We start from the raw sequence: 19860 nt of genomic DNA on the forward strand, positions 1-19860 counted from the left end.
GGCGGTTGGCGCGGGTGGTGCTCGTGGCCGGCAGGCCGGCCACCGGCCGCCCGGTGCGGACCGCGGCCAGGGTCGTGGCCACCGAGGACAGCAACGCCAACGACCCGGTGTCCAGGCCCAGCTCGGTCAGCACCGACCGCAACCGCACTTCCACCGGTTCACCAGGCCCCGGACCGGCCGGCCCGTCCACGGCGGCGGGGTCGGACGATCCGGGACCGCCCGCAGGGTCGGAGCGACGGTCGTCGCCGGACGGGGCCAGCACTCCAGGCCCACCGGCCGGGCGCACGGCACCGAGCTCGACGTGGACCACGTGCTCGGCCAGGTCCGGGCCCGGGTCGAAGGACAACCACAGCCCCAGCTGCTGCTCCAACGGCGACTCACCAGGCCCCTCCTGCCGCGGCAGCTGCACCGGTGCCCTCATCGTCCCCTCCCTTCCCCAGAACGGACCATCACCTCGACGGTCGACCGACTGCTCCTCGCCGCAATTCCGACGATGCACCTACGTTAGAACACGTGTACGACATACCCGGGTCTGCGACCCAGCCGCCAGCACCTCTGGGGACGAAGAGGAGCGAACACCGACGATGTGGACGGCCAGCGACAACCACCCCGTCGCGCCGCCGGACGCGCGCGTCCGGACGGTCGAGACAAGTGGGTGAGTCAGGCGCCGGGATGGTCCCTGCCCATCGGCCGGGGGGCCGCACCTGCAGCCTCAGGAAGCGTGGTGGTGCTCTGCGTCCCGCAGCCGGTACCCCACCTCGCGCACCGACTCCAGCAGGTCGGGGGCCCCGGCCCGCCGCAGCTTGGTGCGGATCCGGCTGATGTGGGTGTCCAACGTGCGAAGCCCCGTCCGAGGGCGGTCAAGGGCCTCGGCGAGCTCGGCGCGGGTGAGGACGTCGGGCTGCCGCAGCGCGAGCGCCAGCAGGAGGTCGAACTCGGTCCTGGTCAGGTTGACCTCGGCGGTGCCGACCGTGACGGTCCGGCTCCCTGGCGTCACCCGGACGATCTCGCCGACCACCACGTCCGGCGGCACGCGGGTCTCGACAGACGCGGGTTGCGCGCTTCGCAGGAGCGCCTCCACCCTGGCCCCGATCTTGCGCGGCGGGGCCGGCAGTGCGATGACGTCCCGGGCGCCTCGGTCGAGGAGGACGGCCTCGAAGTCGTCGGTGAGACGCTCGACCAGCAGGAGGGTGGGGACGTCAGCGTCGGTGAGCCAGCGCTGGACGTCCATGAGCAGGGGGGTGATCACCCCGCCGTGGACGAGTGCCACCCCTGGGAGCGCGTGCTCCAAGGCCTCACGCAGCTGGTGTGCCCGGACCGTCGACCAGGCGACCCCGTGCTTCTTCAGCACACCGGTGGTGACCCCGAGGTGTGCCGGAGAAGGCTGAACGGGGATCAGCCAGACGCGACGGCTCACGATGCTCCTAGCAGAGCACGAACGCCGGGACGACATTCCCGGCAACCCCTTCCTAACCTTTGCAGTCTTTACCTTCCCTTTACCGTTGTCAACGGTTCTGCTGGGCCCCGTCCACGGCCCTCGGGCATCACCCGTCACCTCACCCGCGGCAGCTTCTGGTCCGCCTGCAGCACCCCTCGGAACAGGTCCCCCCGTTCCGCCAGCCGGTCCAGGATCGTCCGCACCGTCCACCGGTCCGGCCGCAGCTCAGGATCCTCCAGCTCGTCCCAGGCGATCGGCGCCGACACTGGTGCCCCGGCCGCCGGCCTCGGGCTGTACGGCGCCACCAGCGTCTTGTTCACCGCGTTCTGCGTGTAGTCCAGTCGCGCCAGCCCGCCCCGCTCCTTCACCGACCAGCTCCAGCTGACCAGGTCCGGCACCACCGCCCCGATGCTCCGGGACACCTTCTCCGCCCACGCCCGCGTGTCCGCGAAGGTCGGCCCCCGACGGATCGGCACCCACACCTGGAATCCCCGCCGGCCCGTCACCTTCGGATAACCCCGAACCTCCATGTGGTCCAGCGCGGTCCGGTGCAGCCGGGCGAGCTCCACCGTCTGCTCCCAGGTCGTCTCCTCGCCGGGGTCGATGTCGAACATGACGTAGCTTGGGCGGTCCGGCGCCTCCGTCGGCGAGGTCCACGGATGCCACTCCAACGCACCGAAGTTCGCCGCCCAGACCAACGCGGCAGGCTCGTCGATGACCAGGTAGGTCCGCGTCTCACCAGGGTCGGCGTCGGGGTTGTCCCACCGCCCGATCCACTCCGGGGCGTGACCGGGCAGCTCCTTGTGCCAGAACCCGTTCGACCCCACGCCGTCCGGGAAACGGTGCATGTTCAGCGCCCGCCCCCGCAGGTAGGGCAGCACCGTCGGGGCCACCTGCGCGGCATACCGGAGCAGGTCGCGCTTCGTGACCGGTTCCTCACCCTCCCGCGCGGGGAAGAGGACCTTGTCGAGGTTCGTCACCTTCAGCGTGCGGCCGAGGACCTCCCAGCTGCCGGCTGCGCCGAGCCCGTCCAGGGCCGCCAGTGCCTCGTCGGCCACCACGGCGACCGCCTCGTCCCCGACCTCCACCGAGGCGCGGTCCGCGGGAAGGTCGGAACGCCATACCCGCTCCGGGTCCGCCCGCACCTCCTCGTTGGTGCGACCGCTGAGGACCGACCTCGGGAAGTCCTCGGCGTCCCAGCCCTCCTCGACGTGCTCGTCGTGCTTGTGGAACAGCAGCCACTGCTCCTTGTCCCCCTCCTGCCGACCGGTCCGAACGAGCATGAACTCGCCCCGCAGCTTCTCCCCGTGGAGCCGCACGTGCAGCGTTCCGGCGCGGATCGCCGCCGCCGGGTCGTCGTCGTGGGACTCCCACGTGCCGGTGTCCCAGACGATGACGTCGCCGCCGCCGTACTCGCCCTCGGGGATGACCCCTTCGAAGTGGAGGTACTCCATCGGGTGGTCCTCCACGTGGATGGCCAGCCGCCGCACCTCCGGGTCGAGCGAGGGCCCCTTCGGCACGGCCCAGCTCGCGAGCACCCCGTCGACCTCGAGCCGGAAGTCGTAGTGCCGCCGCGTCGCCCGGTGCCGCTGCACGACGAAGACGGGTCCGGAGCCGGCGGGGTCGACGGGGCGGTCGCCAGCGGTGTCCTCGGAGGCCTCCCCGCTCGGCTCCGGGGTCCTCGCGAAGTCCCGCATGCGCCGATAGGTGCGCAGGGCCTCCTCGGGCGCCGGTCCCGCCTCCGCGGTCGCGTCCTTGTCGGGGGTATGCCGCTCGCGCGCCACTCCTCCACGGTGCCACGGGGGCAGGGGGTGACGCGCGTGGTGGAGCCTCTCCACACCTCGACCGTGCCGGGGCCGCCTGCCCACAGGAGGCTGTATGACAAGTGTATGACAACGGAGTATCGTCCCAGCATGGGCATCGTGAACGTCCGAATCTCCGGAGAGGCCGAGCAGGCACTCGCCGAGCTGACCGCCGACGGCACATCGACCTCGGAGGCGGTCCGCCGCGCCCTTCTGGACGCTGTCGTCCTCCGCCGGCGACGGCAGATGCGGGCCGAGGCTGCCCGGGCCCTGGCCGACCCGGACGACCGCGCGGCGGTCGAGGAGGCCATGCAGGAATGGGCCGATGTTGATCCGGGGTGACGTGTATGTCGTGCCGACGACCCGCGGCGCTCGGGGGCACGAGCAGCGGGGGCCCCGCCTCGGTGTCGTGGTCCAGGCCGACGACCTGCCGCTGTCGACCGTGGTGCTGGCGCCCACGTCACGCTCTGCCCCGCCGCGCATCTTCAGGCCCGAGGTCCAGATCGCCGGGGAGCGGACGTGCGTGCTCGTGGAGCAGCTGAGGACGGTGGACGTGGGCCGGCTCGGCCCGCTGGTCGGTCACCTCGACCTGGCGGACCAACGATCCGTGGACCTGGCCCTCGAGCTCGTCCTGGGGCTCGATCGTCCGGGCAACGGGTAGGAGAGGTCTGCGAGGAAGGGGAGATCTGCGAAAGGGTGGGGTGATGGCGCAGCCGGAGGACACGGTGCAGACCGCCTACGACCTGGTGGCGGACGACTACGCGCGGCTGCTGCCGGACACCCGTGCCGAGACCGCCCTCGACCTGGCCGTGCTCGACGCCTTCGTCGCACGGGTCCGGGACGAGGGGGATGTTCTCGACGCCGGCTGCGGGGCCGGGCGGATGGCCCGCCACCTGGCCGACCGGGGCTGCACGGTCCGCGGTGTGGACCTGTCGCCCCGGATGATCGCGGCCGGACATCGCGCCCACCCCGACCTCGACCTGACGGTGGCGTCGCTGGCCGACCTGCCCTTCGAGGACGGCCGGTTCGCGGGGGTGATGGCGTGGTACTCCACGATCCACACCCCCGACGAGGAGCTGCCCGGCGTCCTGGCCGAGCTCGTCCGGGTGCTGCGGCCGGGCGGCCACCTGCTCGTCGCCTTCCAGGCGGGGGAGGGTGTCGTTGACCTGGCCGAGTCGTACGGCCGGCACGGGCACGACGTGGTCCTGGAGCGCTACCGGCGCAGGGTGGACGCGATGGCCCACCTCCTGGATCGGGTCGGGTGCCAGGAGGTGGTTCGGATGGTCAGGGCTCCGAAGGGTAACGAGGCCGAGGACCAGGCGGTGATGCTCGTGCGGCGGCGCTGAGCGGCGGCTCAACCCACCCAGACCTGCTCCGGCTCCGGGTGGGACAGGAAGTGGCTCATCGCCTGGGTGACCGCGTAGGCGCCGGCCTGCCCGAACACCACGACGTCCCCCGGGCGCAGGTCCTCGGGCAGGTCGCCGGTGCGACCCGGTCGAGCGAGGTGCACAGCGGCCCGGCCAGGGTCGTCGGCACGAGGCTCCCGCCCGTCCCGTCGGCCGGACCGCCCAGCATCCCCACCCCCGGCCGCAGCGCGACCGTCGGGAACGACTGCCCGGTCAGCAGCGGCCGCAGCAGGTGGTTGATCCCGCCCTCGAGCATGACGAACCGCTGCCCGCGCGAGACCTTCGTCCGCACCACGCGCGCGCAGTAGACCCCGGTCGGCGCCGACAGCCACCGTCCCGGCTCGAGCAGCAGCTCGCCCTCGAACCACGGGTTCTCCGACAGCACCCGACCCAGCCCAGCCCCCAGGGCGCGCACGTCGAGGCTCGGCTCGTCGGCGGTATACCTGACCCCCAGGCCCCCGCCCAGGTCGATCAGGTCGAGGCCGTGCCCGAGCAGCCCGGCCAGCTCCCGCCCGATGCGCAGCGCCGTGCGGTGGTTGGCCAGCAGCCTGCCGGCGTCCAGCTCGTTGCTGGCCGCGAACACCTGCAGGCCGGTGATGCGCACCCGGTCGTACGCCCGCGCCGCCGCGACGAACTCCGCCACCTCCTCCTCGTCGACGCCGAACGCGCTCGGCCCGCCAGCACCGATGATGGCCGTGCCCTCCGACACACCCGAGGCGGGGTTCACCCGCACGCTCACCTCGAGCGGCTCGTCCCCGGTGTGGAGGGTATGCAGCCGGGCCACGTCCTCGATCCCGTCCACCTGGACGCGTGCGCCGGCGAAGAGCGCCGCCTGCAGGTCGCGCTCGGACTTGGCCGGCCCGGCGAAGACCATCCGCCGGCCCGTGCCCCCGGCGGCGAGCACGACCGAGACCTCGCCCGCGCTCGCGCAGTCGAACCACGCACCGGCGGCCGAGAAGGTCTCCAGCAGCGGCAGGCCGGGGTTGGACTTCACGGCGTAGGCGAGGCGTACCCGCTCGGGGAGCGCGGCCCGGAGCCGGGCGAACCGCTCCCGCGCCACGCCCAGGTCGTAGGCGAAGAACGGTCCTGCGTAGTCGGCGGCGAGGTCGAGCAGCCGCTCGGCCCCGAACGCGAACAGCTCGGTCGTCGACGGTGCCAAGATCATCCTTCCCACCAGGGCGCCAGGCGCACCAGGCCCTCCACGAGCTCCTCGACCGGGCCGCCGAGGCTGACCCGCAGGAAGCCGGCGCCGCGCGGCCCGAAGGCGTCCCCCGGCACGGTCGTCACCAGGCTCTCGTCGCGGACCCGCAGGGCGAACGCGGTCGTGCCCGCCGGGTCCGTCCCGGCCGGGAGGGGGAGCCAGAGGTAGAACCCGGCGCGGGACATCGAGCGGGATCCGGCTCCTGCAGCGGGTTGCTGCCCGCTGCAGGAGCCGGTTCCCGCTGCAGGTCCGGGATCCGGCCGCCCCGCGGCCGCGTCGGCCCGCGCCAGCAGCTCCGGCGCCACCTCGGCCAGCACCTCCCAGCGCCGGGCCACCTCCCGCCGGGCGGTCGGCAGCACCTCGGCGGCCGACGTCAGCAGGGCGGTCGCGGCGTCCTGCGAGGGGCGCGCCGGCGCGGTCGTCATCGCGTTGTGGACGACCCGCGCGGGGGCCAGCAGCTCGGCCGGGCCGACCGCCCACCCGACCCGCAGGCCGGGGGCGCCGAAGGCCTTGCTCACCGACCCCAGCACCACGCCCGCGTCGAGCCCGGCCGCCTCGTGCAGCCCGGCTGGTTGTCCGCCCGCGCCGACCCACAGCTCCCGGTAGACCTCGTCGCTGACCAGCACGGCCCCGTGCCGCGCGCACAGCTCGGCCACCCGCCGCAGCGAGTCCGCGTCCGCCAGGCCGCCGGTCGGGTTCGCCGGGTGGTTGAGCACGACCATCGACACCGGGTGGCCTGCGCGCAGTGCCTCCACCAGGGCCGCCTCGACCAGATCGGCGTCGAGCGCACCGCCGGGACCCAGGGCATACCCCACGGGCTGCGCCTGGCACAGCTGCGCGAGCGAGCGGTAGGCCACGAACCCCGGGTCCGGCCCGAGCACCGCGCTGCCCGCCTCGACGTGCGCGTGGAAGAGCGCGAACAGCGCCGCCTGGCTCCCGGAGGTCACCATGACCTCCTCCGTCGCGAGGGGTATGCCGTGCTGCCCCGCCACCGCCGCGACCAGCTCGGGGGAGGAGGAGTTGGGACCGTAGGGCAGCGGCCCGTCGGTGCGGCCCTGGTGCTCCAGGCAGCGGCGGGCCGGGGCGGGCATCGGCCAGCCGGGCTCGCCGAGGGCCAGGCTGACGGTGCCCTCGGGCGCGCGACGGCCATGCGTCGGATGGGGGAGACGGCCAGGCCGCCCACCCGTGCTGCAGCGGTCACCGCAGCGCCCCCTCGAGGACGGTGGCGGCGTCGGTGCCGGCGTCGCGGTACTTGACGATCACCGGCGCGTAGAGCGAGAGGCCGAGCTTGTCGGCGTAGTCGCCGCGGGCGGGCCGCGATCCCGGCACGACGACCGCGCCCTCGGGCACCTCGCCGCGCCACTCGCGCTCCTCGACGAGGTCGTAGACCGTCGTCCCGGCCGTCAGCACGACGCCCGGCGCGAGCACGGCGCGCGAGCGCACGACGACCCCCTCGTAGAGACCGCACTGCGCGCCGACGAAGACGTCGTCCTCGACGACGACCGGGCGGGCGCCGACCGGCTCGAGCACGCCGCCGAGCTGGACTGCGGTCGACAGGTGCACGCGCTCGCCGACCTGGGCGCACGAGCCGACGAGCACGTGGCTGTCGACCATCGTCCCGGCCCCGACGTGGGCCCCGACGTTGACGTAGCTCGGCGGCATGACGACGACCCCGGCCGCGACGTGGGCGCCCCGGCGCACCGAGGTGCCGCCCGGCACGACCCGCACGCCGTCGCCCGCCCCGAACGACCGTGCCGGCACCAGCGACCGGTCGACCGCTCCGCCGGGCCAGTCCATCTCCACGGTGTCGCTGAGCCGGAAGGCCGCGAGGATGCCCTCCTTGACCCAGGCGTGCGCCGACCAGCTGCCGTCCTCGCCCCGGGTCGCGGCGCGCACCGTCCCCGCCTCGAGGTCGGCCAGCAGCTCCTCGACCTGCTCGACGGTCCCGACCTGGCGCTCGCCGATGTCCTCCACCCGGCGCTCGCCGTCCGTCGCCCGCACCTCTGGCACGTCGTCCGTCACCTGCTCCTGCGTCCCCGCCGTCACGACGCCACCCGGCCGGTCAGGCTCTCCCGGGCCGGCGCGTCCAACCGCGCGGCCGACGGGCGGCGACCACCCCGGCGAGCGCCGTCTGCACCTGCGACCAGGTGCCCGGCTCGGCCGGCGACAGCGGCAGCCGGACCATCGCGGTCCCCAGCCCCAGGCAGGCGAGCGTGGCCTTGACCGGCACCGGGTTGGTCTCGACGAACATCGCCTCCATGAGCGGCGCAAGCTGACCGAAGAGTTCCCGCGCCCGGTCCAGCTCCCCGCGCCGCGCGGCCCGGACGAGCTGCGCGGTCTCGACCGGGGCGACGTTGGCGCACACCGACACCAGCCCCTGCGCGCCGACCGCGATCGAGGCGAGCGCGAGGTCGTCGTCCCCGGCGAGCACCACCCGCCCGGCGGGCGCCTCCTGGCAGATCCGGGCGATCTGCCGCAGGTCGCCGGAGGACTCCTTGACCGCGACGACCTGGTCGACCTCCCAGATCCGCCGCATGGCCGCCGGGGTGAGGTTGGTGCCGGTGCGCCCGGGCACGTTGTAGGCCACGATCGGCACCCCCGGCGCCGCCTCCGCGACCGCCCGGAAGTGCGCGACCAGGCCGCTGACCTGCGGCTTGTTGTAGTAGGGCGTGACCACCAGCAGCTCGTCCGCCCCTGCCGCGACCGCCTGGACGGCCAGCTCGCAGGTGCGCTCGGTGTCGTTGTGCCCGACGCCGACCACGACCGGCACGTGCCGCCGCAGCCGTCCCTCGCGCCGGGCCGCCGAGACGTGCTCGACCGCCTGCCGCACGAGCGCGTGCCGCTCGGGATCGGTCACGGTCGCAGCCTCGCCGGTCGAGCCGAGCACGACGAGGAAGTCGACGCCGCGCCCGTCGGCGAGCACGTGGTCGAGCAGCCGCGCGTACGCCGGGTGGTCCACCTCCGGCTTTCGCCCGGCCCCTCCCGCGTCGGTGCCGGTGGTGAACGGGGTCGCCAGGGCGACGCCGAGACCGGTGAACGGGGCAGCAGCCAGGTGGGACATGAGGAACCTCTCGTGCGGGCATGCGGCGCGCCCGGTCAGGCGGCAGCGTCCGGCGCGGGTGCGCCGGGGGTGGTGGGTGGTGTGCCGGCGGCGCCCGTGGTGGACGCGGGACCGGCGAGGGTCGTCAGGTGCTCGGCGGCCAGGTCGGCCATCGACCACCGTCCGGCGGGTCGGCCGACCAGCCAGCGGGCGGCGGTGAGGGCGCCGGCGGCGAAGATGGCCCGGTCGTGGGCCTCGTGGGTGATCGTGATCGTCTCCAGCGCGGAGGCGGCGAGAACCTCGTGCCGGCCGACGACCTCGCCGACCCGCAGGCTGGTGGTCTGGACCGGGTGGGGGCCGGCGCCCCTGTCGTCACCGCCGCTGCCGTCGCCGCGCGTCCCCGCGACGAGCGCCTCCCGCAGCAGGACGGCCGTCCCGCTCGGGGCGTCCACCTTGTGCCGGTGGTGGGTGTCGGTGACGGCGAGGTCGACGGGGGAGGGGGCGTGCGCGGCATACCGTCCCAGCGCGCGTGCCAGCTGCTCGACCAGGGCGACGCCGAGGGAGAAGTTGGGGGCGACGAGGACGGGCAGGTCGACGTCGGCCGGGACGAGCACCGGGTCCCAGCCGGTGGTGCCGACGACCAGCGGGGTGCCGGTGCGGCGGGCCCAGGCGAGGTGGTCGGCGACCGCGTCGGCGGAGCTGACGTCGACCGCGACGTCGACGGGGGCCGGCCCGTCGAGGACCGTCCCTCGGCCGACCGCCCAGACGACCTCCACGTCGTCCTGCGACGCGGCGGCAGCCCGGATCGCCGACCCGAGACGGCCGGTGCCGAGAAGTCCGACGGAGAGTGGCATGCGTCGAGTATGCCGCCGCTCGAAGGGGTCTTCAGGCAGTGTTTGTGCAGGTCAGAGAGGGTTTCCTGCCGGCCGCCCCGCTGACCGGACGATCTTCGGCGGTGGGGTGCCGGCGGCCTCCTGCGCGTCCCGCGGATTCGCGAGAAGTTGGTACGGGCCAGGAACGGGAGGGCCGGACCGCTCAGGGACCGCTCAGGGACGCACGAGCCCCGACCGGTAGGCCAGCGCCACGAGCTGGGCCCGGTCGTGCGAGCCTGTCTTCATGAGCAGCCGGGAGATGTGCGTCTTGACGGTGGCCTCGGAGAGGTAGAGCATCTCGGCCAGCTCGGCGTTGGTGGGGGCGTCGGCCATGAGCCGGAGGACCTCGATCTCGCGGGGGGAGAGGAACTCCAGCGTCGGCCGCCCCCGCCCGTCCGTCGCCGACATCGCCCGGAGGGTGGCGATCACCTTGCCCGCCACGCTGGGGTCGATCCAGGAGCCGCCCTCGGCGACCGTCCGGACCGCGTCGACCAGGTCGGACGGCGCAGAGTGCTTGAGCAGGTAGCCGGAGGCCCCCGCCCGCAGCGCCCCGTAGAGCACGTCGTCGTGGTCGAAGGTGGTCAGCACGAGCACCGCGACGGTCTCGTCTCGTCCGCCCCGGCCCGCGGCGCCGTCGACCTGGTGCTCGGTGATCTGCCGGGTGGCCTCGACCCCGTCCGTCGTGGGCATCCGGATGTCCATGAGCACGACGTCGGGGTGCTCCCGGCGGGCGAGCATCACCGCCTCGGCGCCGTCCCGTGCCGTGCCGACGACCTCGATGTCGGCCTCGGCGGCCAGCATCATGGACATGCCCTCCCGGACCTCCGGTTGGTCGTCGGCGACCACCACGCGGATCACCGGGCACCTCCGTCGGCCGGCGCCGCCACCAGCGGCAGGTCCGCGGTCGTGACGAACTCCTCGCCCGTGCGGCCCGCGTCGAAGCGTCCGCCCACGAGCTCCACCCGCTGCCGGAGACCGACCAGCCCGTTGCCTCCGCCGCCCGTGTCCGGCCGGAAGCCTTCCGGGCCGGGCCGGCAGCGCACCTGCAGCTGCAGCTCGTCGGCGCCCCAGGTGACGAACAGGTCGACGAGCGCGCCGTGCCCGGCGTGCTTCATCGCGTTGGCCAACGACTCCTGGATCACCCGGTAGGCGGCCAGTCCCACCGACCAGTCCGGCTGCCGCGGTCGACCGGACCGGTGGACCTCGACGAGCACCCCGCTGCTGCGGGTGATGCGCACGAGCTCGTCCACCGAGTCCATCCCCGGCGGGCTGCTCACGACCTCCCGCTCCGCGGGGCCGTCCTGGTGCAGCACGCCCAGCAGCCGCTGCAGCTCGCGCATGCTCGTGGACCCGGTCTCCTCGACGCTCGTCAGCGCCTGCTCCACGGCGGCCCACCGGGGGTCGACGCCCCTCCCGCCGTCACACCCGACGTCACCGTCGTCCCCGTCCGCCTGGTCCCGGACGATCCCGCGCACCACCGCCCGGGCCCCGGCCGCCTGCATCATCATCGCGCTGACCGAGTGGGCCAGGATGTCGTGCAGCTCCCGGGCGATCCGGCGTCGCTCCTCGATGGCCGCGTGCTCCTCGACCTGCGCCAGCTCCCCCCCGCAGGCCGACCGCCTCCCGCTCGACCTGCAGCTGGTGGCGGCCGACGAGCCACACGCCCAGGACGGCCGCCGCCAGCACGCCCATGGCCAGGGGTGGCGCCAGCCCGCGGTCCGGCTGGAAGGGCACCGGCACCACCACGGCCACCGCGGCCAGGAGCAGCACGGCCCGGCTGAGCCAGACGTGCTGCACGGTCGCCGCGGCCGCGTAGAGCGCCAGCATGACCCCGGCCAGCGGCCGCGCCGCCGGGGAGACGAAGGACAGCGCCGTCGTGGCCACGGCCATGACGGTCATGACGACGACCGGGTGGCGGCGGCGCAGCAGCAGGACCCCGTAGACCCCGGCCAGCAGTCCGCCGTAGAGACCGATCGAGACGTCGACGACGCCGAACGCCTGCCAGGGGTGTCCGTCGCGCGCGTCCGCCCGGGGGATGGTCAGCAGCAGGTCGACCGCGTAGACCACGACCGTCGCCAGGACGAAGGCCCCGTGGGTGCCCAGCCCGCGCACGACGCGCGCCCGGTCGAGCCGACCCAGGGCGGGGCGGGCTGGTGCAGCACGGGTGGGCGACGTCATACCTCCCCCTTCCCGGCGCAGCGGTCCGTCCCTGCCATTGTCGCGCAGGACGGGGTATGAGGTGTGGTCGCGGCGTCCGTCCCTGCCACCCCCTGCTGCGGCAGGGACGGACGCCGGTCGTGGTGCGCGCGCGTCAGTCGTCCCAGGGCCGGCACGCTCACGGATCGGCGGCTCCTCGACGAGAGGTGGCCCACCGGGTGCACCGTCAGTCAGTCTGGTGGGCGGGGTGGCCGGGGTCGTCATCCTCCAGAGTGATTTCCGGGAGTCGTGGGGCCGCAGGACCCCGTCGGAAGGAGGTGCGGGTGTGGCAGGCTGGGCGCACACGTCCTGCGCCCGGTGGCGGCGCGGACCCGGCACCAGGAGGACCCATGGAGCGCGTGCAGGTCGACTTGGACACCGAGGGTGCGGGCCGTGGCACGGTCATCCGCTACGGCCACTGGGGGCGGCCGGTGCTGGTGTTCCCCTCGGAGGCCGGCCGCGCGTGGGACTTCGAGAACAACGGCATGGTCGAGGCGGTCCGGGACCTGAGCGACGGGGGCCGGGTCAAGCTCTACTGCGTCGACGCCTTCGACCACCTGAGCTGGTCCGACAACAGCCTGCCGACCGAGGAGCGGGCGCGTCGTCACGGCACGTACGAGAAGTGGATCCTCGAGACGGTCGTGCCCCGGATCGACGAGGACTCGCCCGGCCACGCCGGGATCGTCACCACCGGCTGCAGCATGGGCGCCTTCCACGCGGTGAACTTCGGGCTCAAGCGGCCGGACCTGTTCCCGGTGGCGATCGGCCTGTCCGGCAACTACGACCCGACGTCCTGGCACTGCTGGGGCGACCTGGGCGAGGCGACCTACTTCGCCAACCCGTGCGCCTACGTCCCGGGGATGGAGGACGGCCACCTCGACTGGGTGCGGGCGCACGCCAACATCCTGCTCGTCGTCGGCCAGGGAGCCTTCGAGGTGCACCCCACCAAGTCGCTGCCCGGGGCCCATCAGCTGGCCGACCTGCTCGCCCAGAAGCACATCCCGCACGAGCTGGACGTCTGGGGCCACGACTCGGCCCACGACTGGCCGTGGTGGCGCAAGCAGCTGGCCCACCACCTGCCGCGGTTCTGCTGAGGGGCCGGCCCGCGGACGGGTGACCACCGGTCACCCCACCACGTGCCGGCCCGTCCGTCAGACGGTGGTCCGCCCCGACCGGTCCGCGGCAGCTGCGAGCTCAGGCGGCCCGCCTGCGTGCTGGCTCAGGAACCTCCTGAGCTCCACCTCGTCCTGCAGGTCCACCAGCGCAGAACCGTCGTCGGCGGGACGGCGGGGTTGGTGGGGCCACCTGTCCGGCACGGGTGCGTGGTGCAGCAGGGCGTCGTAGACGCCCACGTAGGTCTCGGCCTGGGTCCGCCAGTCCATCAGGTCCACCGCGCGACGGCGGGCCGCCATCCCGAGCTCGACCCTTGCCTCCACGTCGTCGAGAAGGCCGACCACCGCGTCCGCGTAGGCCCCGATGTCGCCCGAGGGCACCAGGATCCCGGTCTCACCCACCGAGGCACGGGTCTCGATCAGGTCGAAGGAGACGGTCGGCAGGCCGAAGGCCATGTACTCCAACGTCTTGTTCATGGTCGAGAACCGGTTGAGGGGAGTATCCATGTCCGGCCCGAGTCCGATGTCGGCCGCGCTGAGGTACTCCCTGACCTCGGCCGGTCCCACCCGTCCCGTGAAGACGACGTGGTCGTCGAGGTCGAGGGCGGTGCACTGGCGACGCAGGTCCTCCAGGCAGTCGCCGAACCCCATGAGGACGGCGCGGACACCGGTCCTGCCCCGCCGGTGGACGAGTTCGTCCATGAGCAGCAGCACGTTGTCGACACCGTCCTGGGGGCCCATGATTCCGATGTAGGCGAGCAGGTGCTCGGCTCCCTCCCGGATGCTGCACGTGGGGTAGACCGGCCTCATCACCGTGGTGTCCGGGCCGCTCCGGACGACCGCGAGCCGGCGCGTCGGCACGTGGTCGCGCTCCTGGACGATGCGTAGGTAGGAACCGTTGGTCTCGATCGCCTGGTCGGCCACCCAGTAGGTCATCCGCTCCAGCCACCGCAGCGCGCCCAGCTCCACGCGTCCGCCCAGGCCGTCCGGTTCACCGAAGCGGGACAGGAAGAGCTCGGGGCACAGGTCGTGGTGGTCGTAGACGAACCGGACGCCGCGCAGCCGCCACAGCAGCGCCAGCAGCCAGTAGGTGTCCGGCGGGTTGCACGCCTGGATGACGTCGAACCTCGACCGCCTCCAGGCGATGGTGGACAGGAGGGCGGTCCGCACCCACGAGTAGGCGAACTCCAGGGCGAACCCGGCCAGGCCCTGGGCCTCCGGCGCCGGTGGGTACCGGTGGATGTGTACGCCGTCCAGCAGCTCGTAGCGGGAGTCATCCGGTCCCTGGGGACAGATGACGGTCACCCCGTAGCCCTGTGCGATCAGCGCCTGGCACTCCAGCCAGACCCGTCGGTCGAGCGGCACGGGAAGGTTCTGAACGATGACGAGCACGTGGGGCGTGGGTGTGGACGGCGGCGACTCCTCGGGCGGGTGGGCCGCCCTGCCGCGTGTCGACGAGCCAGTTCTCAGCGGCGTCAGGTAGGTGGCCAGAAGCGGGATGGTGACCCCGGAAAGAATCTTCGACGCAGCGACCGCCAGGGCATGCGCGCGGCGTCGATGGGCGCCTCCGGGGGGGGCGATGGTCGAGAACGGTGGCTGCGATAGCCATGGGGATCTCCTGTCACGAGGAGCTCCAGCCGTCGGTCCGCGCCACGAAGGCTAAGGGGGTCCCCTCCCCCTGGGCACGACGGACTGGTCTAGGTCGAGCGACGACGGCCGTATCCGTGACCACGATCGCTTCGCGCGACCGGCCGCCTAGTACACCGGGGCGGGCGTCACGGTTTGTCGGTCCGCGCTCCACGGGTCGCAGGCGTCCGTGGTCCCGGCGATGAAAACCTCTGTCACGAGCTGCCTGGCCGCCTTCGGCCGGGCATCGACCCACACCCTGCATTGTGGGTCAGGTCACAAAGTAACGCGTGTGCAAGGCCCAGGTAAAGGGTTGGCACAGAATTTTTCTTGCCCGTTCGGGTGCGGGCGGTCCTCACCGCATCCCGGACCAGGCAAAGGCGCAGGCCAGGGCGACACGGTCGCCCAGGGTGACGTCGACCCGGACCGTCGTCGCCGGGGGGGCCAACCGTCGGGCAGCGTCACCTTGCCACCGGCGGCGTCGGGGAGTACGTGGATCGACCGCCAGGGGACCGGGCCGTCGTCGATCACCCCCAGCGACTTCCACACGGACTCCTTCCCGGCCAGCAGCGCGCTGAAGCCGATCTCCGGCCGGCCGGCCCGCCGCGCCCACAAGGCCTCGTCGGGCGCGAACCACCGACGCTCGAAGGCCGTGCCGTACCGCTCCAGCAGACGAGCGACACGGGCGACCTCGACCACATCGATCCCCACACCGAGGAGCGGCACGGCTCAGGGCGTGACGTCGGCGAGGTGTCCGACCAGCTCGGCGGCCAGGCGCTCCGACCCCACGGTGTTGAGGTGGGCCCCGTCGGAGCTGTAGCCGGAGAAGAGCTCGGGTGCCCTCAGCACCCCTTCGGGGTCGGTGGCCTCCAGCTTGGCCAGGTCGAAGAGCTCACCGTTCCCGTAGGTCTGGCGCATCAGCTCGTTGTAGCGCTCCCGGGTGGCGTTGTCGTCGCGACCCGCCAGGATCTTCAGGTGGTCGCGTATCCCGTACGGACCCGTCGTGAGCGGGACCGTCAGGTGGACGAACCGCACGTCCGGATAGTCGCTCTCCAACCGGGAGAGAGTGTTCTGGTAGCGGGCGAAGAGGGCCTCGACGTCGGAGTTCCACCGGATGTCGATGTAGCAGAACTTCAGCGCGGCGACGTCGACCTGTTCGCCCAGACCGGCCCGTAGGGTGGCATCGAAGTTCTTCAGCTTGCCGACGGGGTGACGGTTCTCGCCGATGAGGGCATGGACGAGCAGGCCGTCCTGCGGCAGATCGGGTGACTCTCCCGGTGCGATCTCGATCACCGGTGGCGGATCCACCTCGTGTGCGGCGTAGACCCTGTCCAAGCCGTCCAGGATGTTGCGACCGACCGACATGTGTCCGAAGAAGATCCGTTGCCCTGCCACCGCCTCGAGCTGCTCGACGTCCGCGAGGGCGGCGCCCTCGGCGGCGACCGCCGTGTAGGACGGCGTCGGATCCCACCACACCGTTGCCGCACCTGCCGTCAGCACCCCGGTGACGACTGTGACTGCGGCGAGACGTCTGACCACCCTGCGGTTCACGAGATGTCCTCTCTCGTCTGTGCCCCTGAAACGTGCGACGTTACACCGCGAGGTCGCACCGGGGAATGGCCTGAAGGATGATTTTTTCGTGCTCTCGAAACGGGGACAGCCGGAGGCCGGATCACTACACTCATCCGGGGAAGGTGATTTCCGAGCGCAGGGAGGGCACCATGAGTTCGCACGTGCCGGAGCGGATCCGACAGTTCATCCTGACCTCCTACCTGTTCGGCGACCACCATCGGATGCCCTCCGACACCGAGTCCTTGATGGCCTCCGGCGTGCTGGACTCCACGGGCGTCCTGGAACTCATCGAGTTCCTCGAGTCCGAGTTCGGCATCTCGGTGGCGGAGTCCGAGACGGTGCCGGCCAACCTGGACAGCATCGACGGACTGGTCTGCTACGTCAGTGCCAAGGAGCAGGCGGGTGACGAGGGTGTGGCGTGAGTGAGGACATGGTGGAGCGGCTGCTCGCCGAGGCTGCGCACCTGCCACCGGTCCCTGACCGTCGGCTGGACGCGCTGAGGCGAGCCATCCTCGTCGAGGACTGGCTCGACGTCGTCCTCTCGGACGAGCAGATCGCGGGAGCGACCTCACGGATCCGGCGGTGCTTCGAGAGCTCGCGGCCTTGTCCCGGTCGGGCTGATGTGCGGGATCTGCGGCACGGTGAGCTTCGGCTCCCGGCCGGATCCCGACCTCGTCTCCGACATGGTGGCCACGCTGACACATCGGGGGCCCGATGACTGCGCGGTCCTTGTCGACCATGCGGCAGTGCTCGGCCACACCCGCCTCGCCCTGATCGACGTCGAGGGTGGGGCGCAGCCGCTGACCACACCGGACCGGTCCGTCTGGGTCACGTTCAACGGGGAGATCTTCAACTACGTGGAGCTGGCTCAAGAGCTCCGTGCACTGGGGCACGTCCTCACCACCGCCAGCGACACCGAGGTCATCGCACACGCCTACGAGGAGTGGGGGAGCGCGTGCTTCGAGCGGTTCAACGGGCAGTGGGCCGTTGGCCTGTGGGACAGGCGGCGGCAGCGTCTCGTGCTCGCGCGTGACCGGATGGGTATCCTTCCGCTCTTCTACCGCTGTGGTCCCCGATCGATCAGCTTCGCCTCACGGGTCGCCACCCTCCTGGCCGACCCTGCGGCCACCAGGGAGTTCGACCCGGTGGGGCTGCAGCAGGTGTGGACGTTCTGGTGCAGCATCTCTCCTCGCACGGCGTTCGCCGCGGTCTCGCAGCTGCCGCCCGGTCACGTCGCAACCTTCGACAGCTCGGGGCTGAGGACGTGGCCCTACTGGTCCGCGGAGTTCCCGCCTCGGGGCCAGGAACCCCACCAGGACCTGCAGGAGAACGCCGAAGAGTTGCGCGCGCTCCTGGTGCGGGCCACCCGGCTGCGGTTCGAGCGGAGCGACTTCCCGGTCGGTGCCTACCTGTCCGGCGGTCTTGACTCGGCCGTCACCGCTGCGGCCATCCGGCACTTCACCGACGTCGAGCTCACGACCTTCTCCTTGCGGTTCACCACCCCGGAGTTCGACGAGGGTTCCTACCAGCAGCTGGTCGCGGACCGGCTCGGCACCACCCACCACAGCGTGGACGTCGCCCCGAGCGACATCGCGGAGGTGTTCCCCGACGTGGTCTGGCACGCCGAGGCGCCGCTGCTACGCACCGCACCCGCGCCGCTGTTCCTCCTGTCCCGGCTCGTCCGGGCCAACGGCTACAAGGTCGTCGTCACCGGCGAGGGGGCCGACGAGATCCTCGGCGGCTACGACATCTACCGGGAGGCGAGGGTGCGGGAGTTCTGGGCGCGGGACCAGGGGTCGCGACTCCGTGACGATGCCGTCCAGCTGCTCTACCCGTGGATGGCGCTCAACCCCGCGCAGGCTCCGTCCTTCGCCCGCCACTTCTTCGGCGCCGACCTGGACCTCGCCGACCTCGGGCTGTCCCACCGGCCGAGGTGGGCAAGCACCGCTGCCCTCCAGACGATGCTCGCCCCCACCCTGCGCGAGCGGTTGTCCTCCTCGCCGGCCGTCGACCCGGTGGAGCACATGCCTGCCTCCGCCTCGGGTTGGGACCGGCTCAGCCGAGCCCAGTGGCTCGAGATGACCACCCTCCTGCCGGGATACATCCTGGCTCGCAGGGCGACCGGATGCTCATGGCCCACTCGGTCGAGGGCCGGTTCCCCTTCCTCGACCCCACGGTCGTGGACTTCGCCGCCTCGCTGCCCGCCCGGCACAAGCTCTTCGGGCTGGAGGAGAAGTTCATCCTCAAGCACGCCTTTGCAGACCTCGTTCCTCCTGAGATCCTCGCGCGTCCCAAGCAGCCCTACCGGCGCCCGATGCGGCCAGCTTCTTCGCCGGCAAGGAGCCCGAATGGGTGTCCGAGGTGACCTCCCCCCCGGGCCGTGACGGCAGCCGGCGTCTTCGACCACCGCCAGGTCGCCGGCCTGGTCGAGAAGGCGCGACGCCGGAGCCGCAGCTTCGGCAACACCGACAACATGAGGATGATCTCCGTCCTCTCCACGCAGCTGCTCCACGACCAGTTCGTCGCCGGGTCACGGCTGGGCCGTGAAAGCCGACCACCGACGATGCGCCGCATCGATCTCACCACCGCCGAGGAGGACTCATGGCGCACACCCCACAGTTCGGTCACCACGTGCTCGACATCGACTGCGAGACCGAGGTCGCGCGCATCGTCACCACGCTCAGGGACTACCTGACCGACGTCCGGCGCAAGGGTTTCGTCGTCGCCCTGTCGGGCGGGATCGACTCCAGCGTCACCGCCGCTCTCTGCGTGCGGGCGGTCGGTCCCGAACGCGTCTTCGGCCTGCACATGCCCGAGCGGGCGTCCGCGCCGGAGACGATTCGGCTGAGCCGCGCCGTCTCCGACACGTTCGCTTTCGACTCCGAGGTCGAGGAGATCGCGGGCACCCTGGAGGCCATCGGGTGCTACCGCAGGTATGACGACGCCGTCCGACGCGTCGTGCCGGGCTACGGGGCCGGCTGGCGGTCCAAGATCGTCCTGCCGAGCGTGACGGAGGACGACACCCTGCGCCTCTACTCGATCGTCGTCGAGGACCCCGACGGCCAGCGCAGCCGGCACCGGCTGTCGGTCGACGCCTATCTCGGGGTGGTGGCCGCGACGAACTTCAAGCAGCGTGTCCGCAAGGTTCTCGAGTACCACCATGCGGACAGGCTCAACTACGCCACCACCGGCACGCCCAACCTGCTGGAGTACGACCAGGGATTCTTCGTCAAGCTCGGTGACGGCGCCGCCGACGTCAAACCCATCGCCCACCTCTACAAGACGCAGGTGTACGCGCTCGGCGAACACCTCGGGGTGCCGGCAGAGATCCTCGATCGGCCCTCCACGACCGACACCTACTCGCTCGCCCAGTCGCAGGAGGAGTTCTACTTCTCGCTCCCGCACCACCTGATGGACCTGGCCCTCTACGCCCGCGACCACGACGTGCCGCCGGCCGAGCTGGCGCAGGCGCTGGACCTCGACGTGCCCGCCGTGGAGCGGGTCCTGCGCGACATCGACCAGAAGCGTCGCAGCACCCGTTACCTGCACCAGCCTCCGGTGCTCGTCGAAGAGATCGGTCCGGGCGACGGCTGAG

Annotated in this window: 20 protein-coding genes and 2 pseudogenes; 8 read left to right on the plus strand and 14 right to left on the minus strand. The window is 72.4% G+C overall.

All coding sequences use genetic code 11. The features are described from left to right. From BJF81_RS07605 to ligD, 3 genes and pseudogenes are all read right to left on the minus strand, one after another. Positions 1-421: pseudogene (locus BJF81_RS07605) on the minus strand (hypothetical protein); the annotation flags it as partial. Positions 422-712: 291 nt separating this feature from the next. Further along, the gene (locus BJF81_RS07610; RefSeq protein ID WP_075957829.1) at positions 713-1417 is read right to left on the minus strand and encodes a winged helix family transcriptional regulator; all 705 of its coding nucleotides are present in this window, start codon (positions 1415-1417) and stop codon (positions 713-715) included. A gap of 134 nt (positions 1418-1551) precedes the next feature. After that, positions 1552-3276, minus strand: coding sequence for a non-homologous end-joining DNA ligase (gene ligD / locus BJF81_RS07615; RefSeq protein ID WP_237770102.1), 1725 nt, complete (start codon positions 3274-3276; stop codon positions 1552-1554). 75 nt (positions 3277-3351) lie between these two features. Between ligD and BJF81_RS07620 the strand changes: the two genes are divergently transcribed. From BJF81_RS07620 to BJF81_RS07630, 3 genes are read left to right on the plus strand one after another with little or no spacing between them, the layout of a single operon-like run. Continuing rightward, entirely contained in the window at positions 3352-3582 is a 231-nt protein-coding gene (locus tag BJF81_RS07620) for a hypothetical protein (protein WP_075957872.1), read from the plus strand. Continuing rightward, positions 3566-3901, plus strand: coding sequence for a type II toxin-antitoxin system PemK/MazF family toxin (locus tag BJF81_RS07625; protein ID WP_237770103.1), 336 nt, complete (start codon positions 3566-3568; stop codon positions 3899-3901). Before BJF81_RS07620 ends, BJF81_RS07625 begins: the two co-directional genes overlap by 17 nt. A 43-nt stretch (positions 3902-3944) precedes the next feature. Then, positions 3945-4586: a class I SAM-dependent methyltransferase gene (locus BJF81_RS07630; protein ID WP_075957831.1), complete on the plus strand. Its 642-nt coding sequence runs from the start codon at positions 3945-3947 to the stop codon at positions 4584-4586. A gap of 55 nt (positions 4587-4641) precedes the next feature. Here BJF81_RS07630 and BJF81_RS07635 read toward each other — a convergent pair whose 3' ends face one another. The 8 genes from BJF81_RS07635 to BJF81_RS19405 all read right to left on the minus strand — a co-directional run bounded on the left by BJF81_RS07635 (position 4642) and on the right by BJF81_RS19405 (position 11937). Continuing rightward, on the minus strand, positions 4642-5811 hold the full coding sequence (locus BJF81_RS07635) for a hypothetical protein (protein ID WP_075957832.1): 1170 nt from the start codon (positions 5809-5811) through the stop codon (positions 4642-4644). After that, complete coding sequence (locus tag BJF81_RS07640; protein WP_075957833.1) at positions 5808-6938, minus strand: pyridoxal phosphate-dependent aminotransferase; 1131 nt, start codon at positions 6936-6938, stop codon at positions 5808-5810. Before BJF81_RS07640 ends, BJF81_RS07635 begins: the two co-directional genes overlap by 4 nt. A gap of 106 nt (positions 6939-7044) precedes the next feature. Further along, on the minus strand, positions 7045-7893 hold the full coding sequence (locus tag BJF81_RS07645; protein ID WP_237770104.1) for a 2,3,4,5-tetrahydropyridine-2,6-dicarboxylate N-succinyltransferase: 849 nt from the start codon (positions 7891-7893) through the stop codon (positions 7045-7047). A 16-nt stretch (positions 7894-7909) separates the two neighbouring features. Then, positions 7910-8908, minus strand: coding sequence for a 4-hydroxy-tetrahydrodipicolinate synthase (gene dapA, locus BJF81_RS07650; protein WP_075957834.1), 999 nt, complete (start codon positions 8906-8908; stop codon positions 7910-7912). 35 nt (positions 8909-8943) lie between these two features. Beyond that, positions 8944-9741, minus strand: a complete 798-nt coding sequence (locus BJF81_RS07655) for a 4-hydroxy-tetrahydrodipicolinate reductase (RefSeq protein WP_075957835.1) — start codon at positions 9739-9741, stop codon at positions 8944-8946. A gap of 192 nt (positions 9742-9933) precedes the next feature. After that, positions 9934-10617 carry a response regulator transcription factor gene (locus BJF81_RS07660; RefSeq protein ID WP_075957836.1) on the minus strand — a complete coding sequence of 228 codons (684 nt, stop codon included), beginning with the start codon at positions 10615-10617 and terminating at the stop codon, positions 9934-9936. Next, positions 10614-11300 (minus strand): sensor histidine kinase, encoded by a 687-nt coding sequence (locus tag BJF81_RS07665; RefSeq protein ID WP_446740547.1) that lies wholly within the window; start codon positions 11298-11300, stop codon positions 10614-10616. Before BJF81_RS07665 ends, BJF81_RS07660 begins: the two co-directional genes overlap by 4 nt. Next, positions 11191-11937, minus strand: coding sequence for a hypothetical protein (locus tag BJF81_RS19405; protein WP_075957838.1), 747 nt, complete (start codon positions 11935-11937; stop codon positions 11191-11193). Before BJF81_RS19405 ends, BJF81_RS07665 begins: the two co-directional genes overlap by 110 nt. 368 nt (positions 11938-12305) lie before the next feature. Here BJF81_RS19405 and BJF81_RS07675 point away from each other — a divergent pair, with 368 nt between their 5' ends. Next, on the plus strand, positions 12306-13049 hold the full coding sequence (locus BJF81_RS07675) for an esterase family protein (protein ID WP_075957839.1): 744 nt from the start codon (positions 12306-12308) through the stop codon (positions 13047-13049). A gap of 57 nt (positions 13050-13106) precedes the next feature. Here the strand turns inward: BJF81_RS07675 and BJF81_RS07680 are convergent, their stop codons facing one another. The 3 genes from BJF81_RS07680 to BJF81_RS07690 form a co-directional block, all read right to left on the minus strand. Further along, positions 13107-14459: a glycosyltransferase family 4 protein gene (locus BJF81_RS07680; RefSeq protein ID WP_075957840.1), complete on the minus strand. Its 1353-nt coding sequence runs from the start codon at positions 14457-14459 to the stop codon at positions 13107-13109. Positions 14460-14969: 510 nt separating this feature from the next. Further along, positions 14970-15419, minus strand: a complete 450-nt coding sequence (locus tag BJF81_RS21455) for a 4'-phosphopantetheinyl transferase superfamily protein (protein WP_075957841.1) — start codon at positions 15417-15419, stop codon at positions 14970-14972. 3 nt (positions 15420-15422) lie between these two features. Further along, positions 15423-16169, minus strand: coding sequence for an SGNH/GDSL hydrolase family protein (locus BJF81_RS07690; RefSeq protein WP_075957842.1), 747 nt, complete (start codon positions 16167-16169; stop codon positions 15423-15425). A 245-nt stretch (positions 16170-16414) separates the two neighbouring features. Here BJF81_RS07690 and BJF81_RS07695 point away from each other — a divergent pair, with 245 nt between their 5' ends. The 4 genes and pseudogenes from BJF81_RS07695 (at position 16415) to nadE (ending at position 19859) form a co-directional block, all read left to right on the plus strand. Next, positions 16415-16687, plus strand: coding sequence for an acyl carrier protein (locus BJF81_RS07695; RefSeq protein ID WP_075957843.1), 273 nt, complete (start codon positions 16415-16417; stop codon positions 16685-16687). A gap of 198 nt (positions 16688-16885) precedes the next feature. Continuing rightward, positions 16886-18373 (plus strand): annotated as a pseudogene (gene asnB / locus BJF81_RS07700) (asparagine synthase (glutamine-hydrolyzing)); the annotation flags it as partial. A 23-nt stretch (positions 18374-18396) separates the two neighbouring features. Then, a complete protein-coding gene (locus tag BJF81_RS21460) occupies positions 18397-18630 on the plus strand; it encodes an asparagine synthase-related protein (protein WP_446740548.1) in 234 nt (77 codons plus the stop codon). Between the two features lie 236 nt (positions 18631-18866). Continuing rightward, on the plus strand, positions 18867-19859 hold the full coding sequence (nadE, locus tag BJF81_RS07705) for an NAD(+) synthase (RefSeq protein WP_075957845.1): 993 nt from the start codon (positions 18867-18869) through the stop codon (positions 19857-19859). Position 19860 lies beyond the last annotated feature (1 nt).

Origin of the sequence: Ornithinimicrobium sp. CNJ-824, assembly GCF_001942405.1 — a bacterium.
GTDB lineage: Bacteria > Actinomycetota > Actinomycetes > Actinomycetales > Dermatophilaceae > Ornithinicoccus > Ornithinicoccus kibberensis.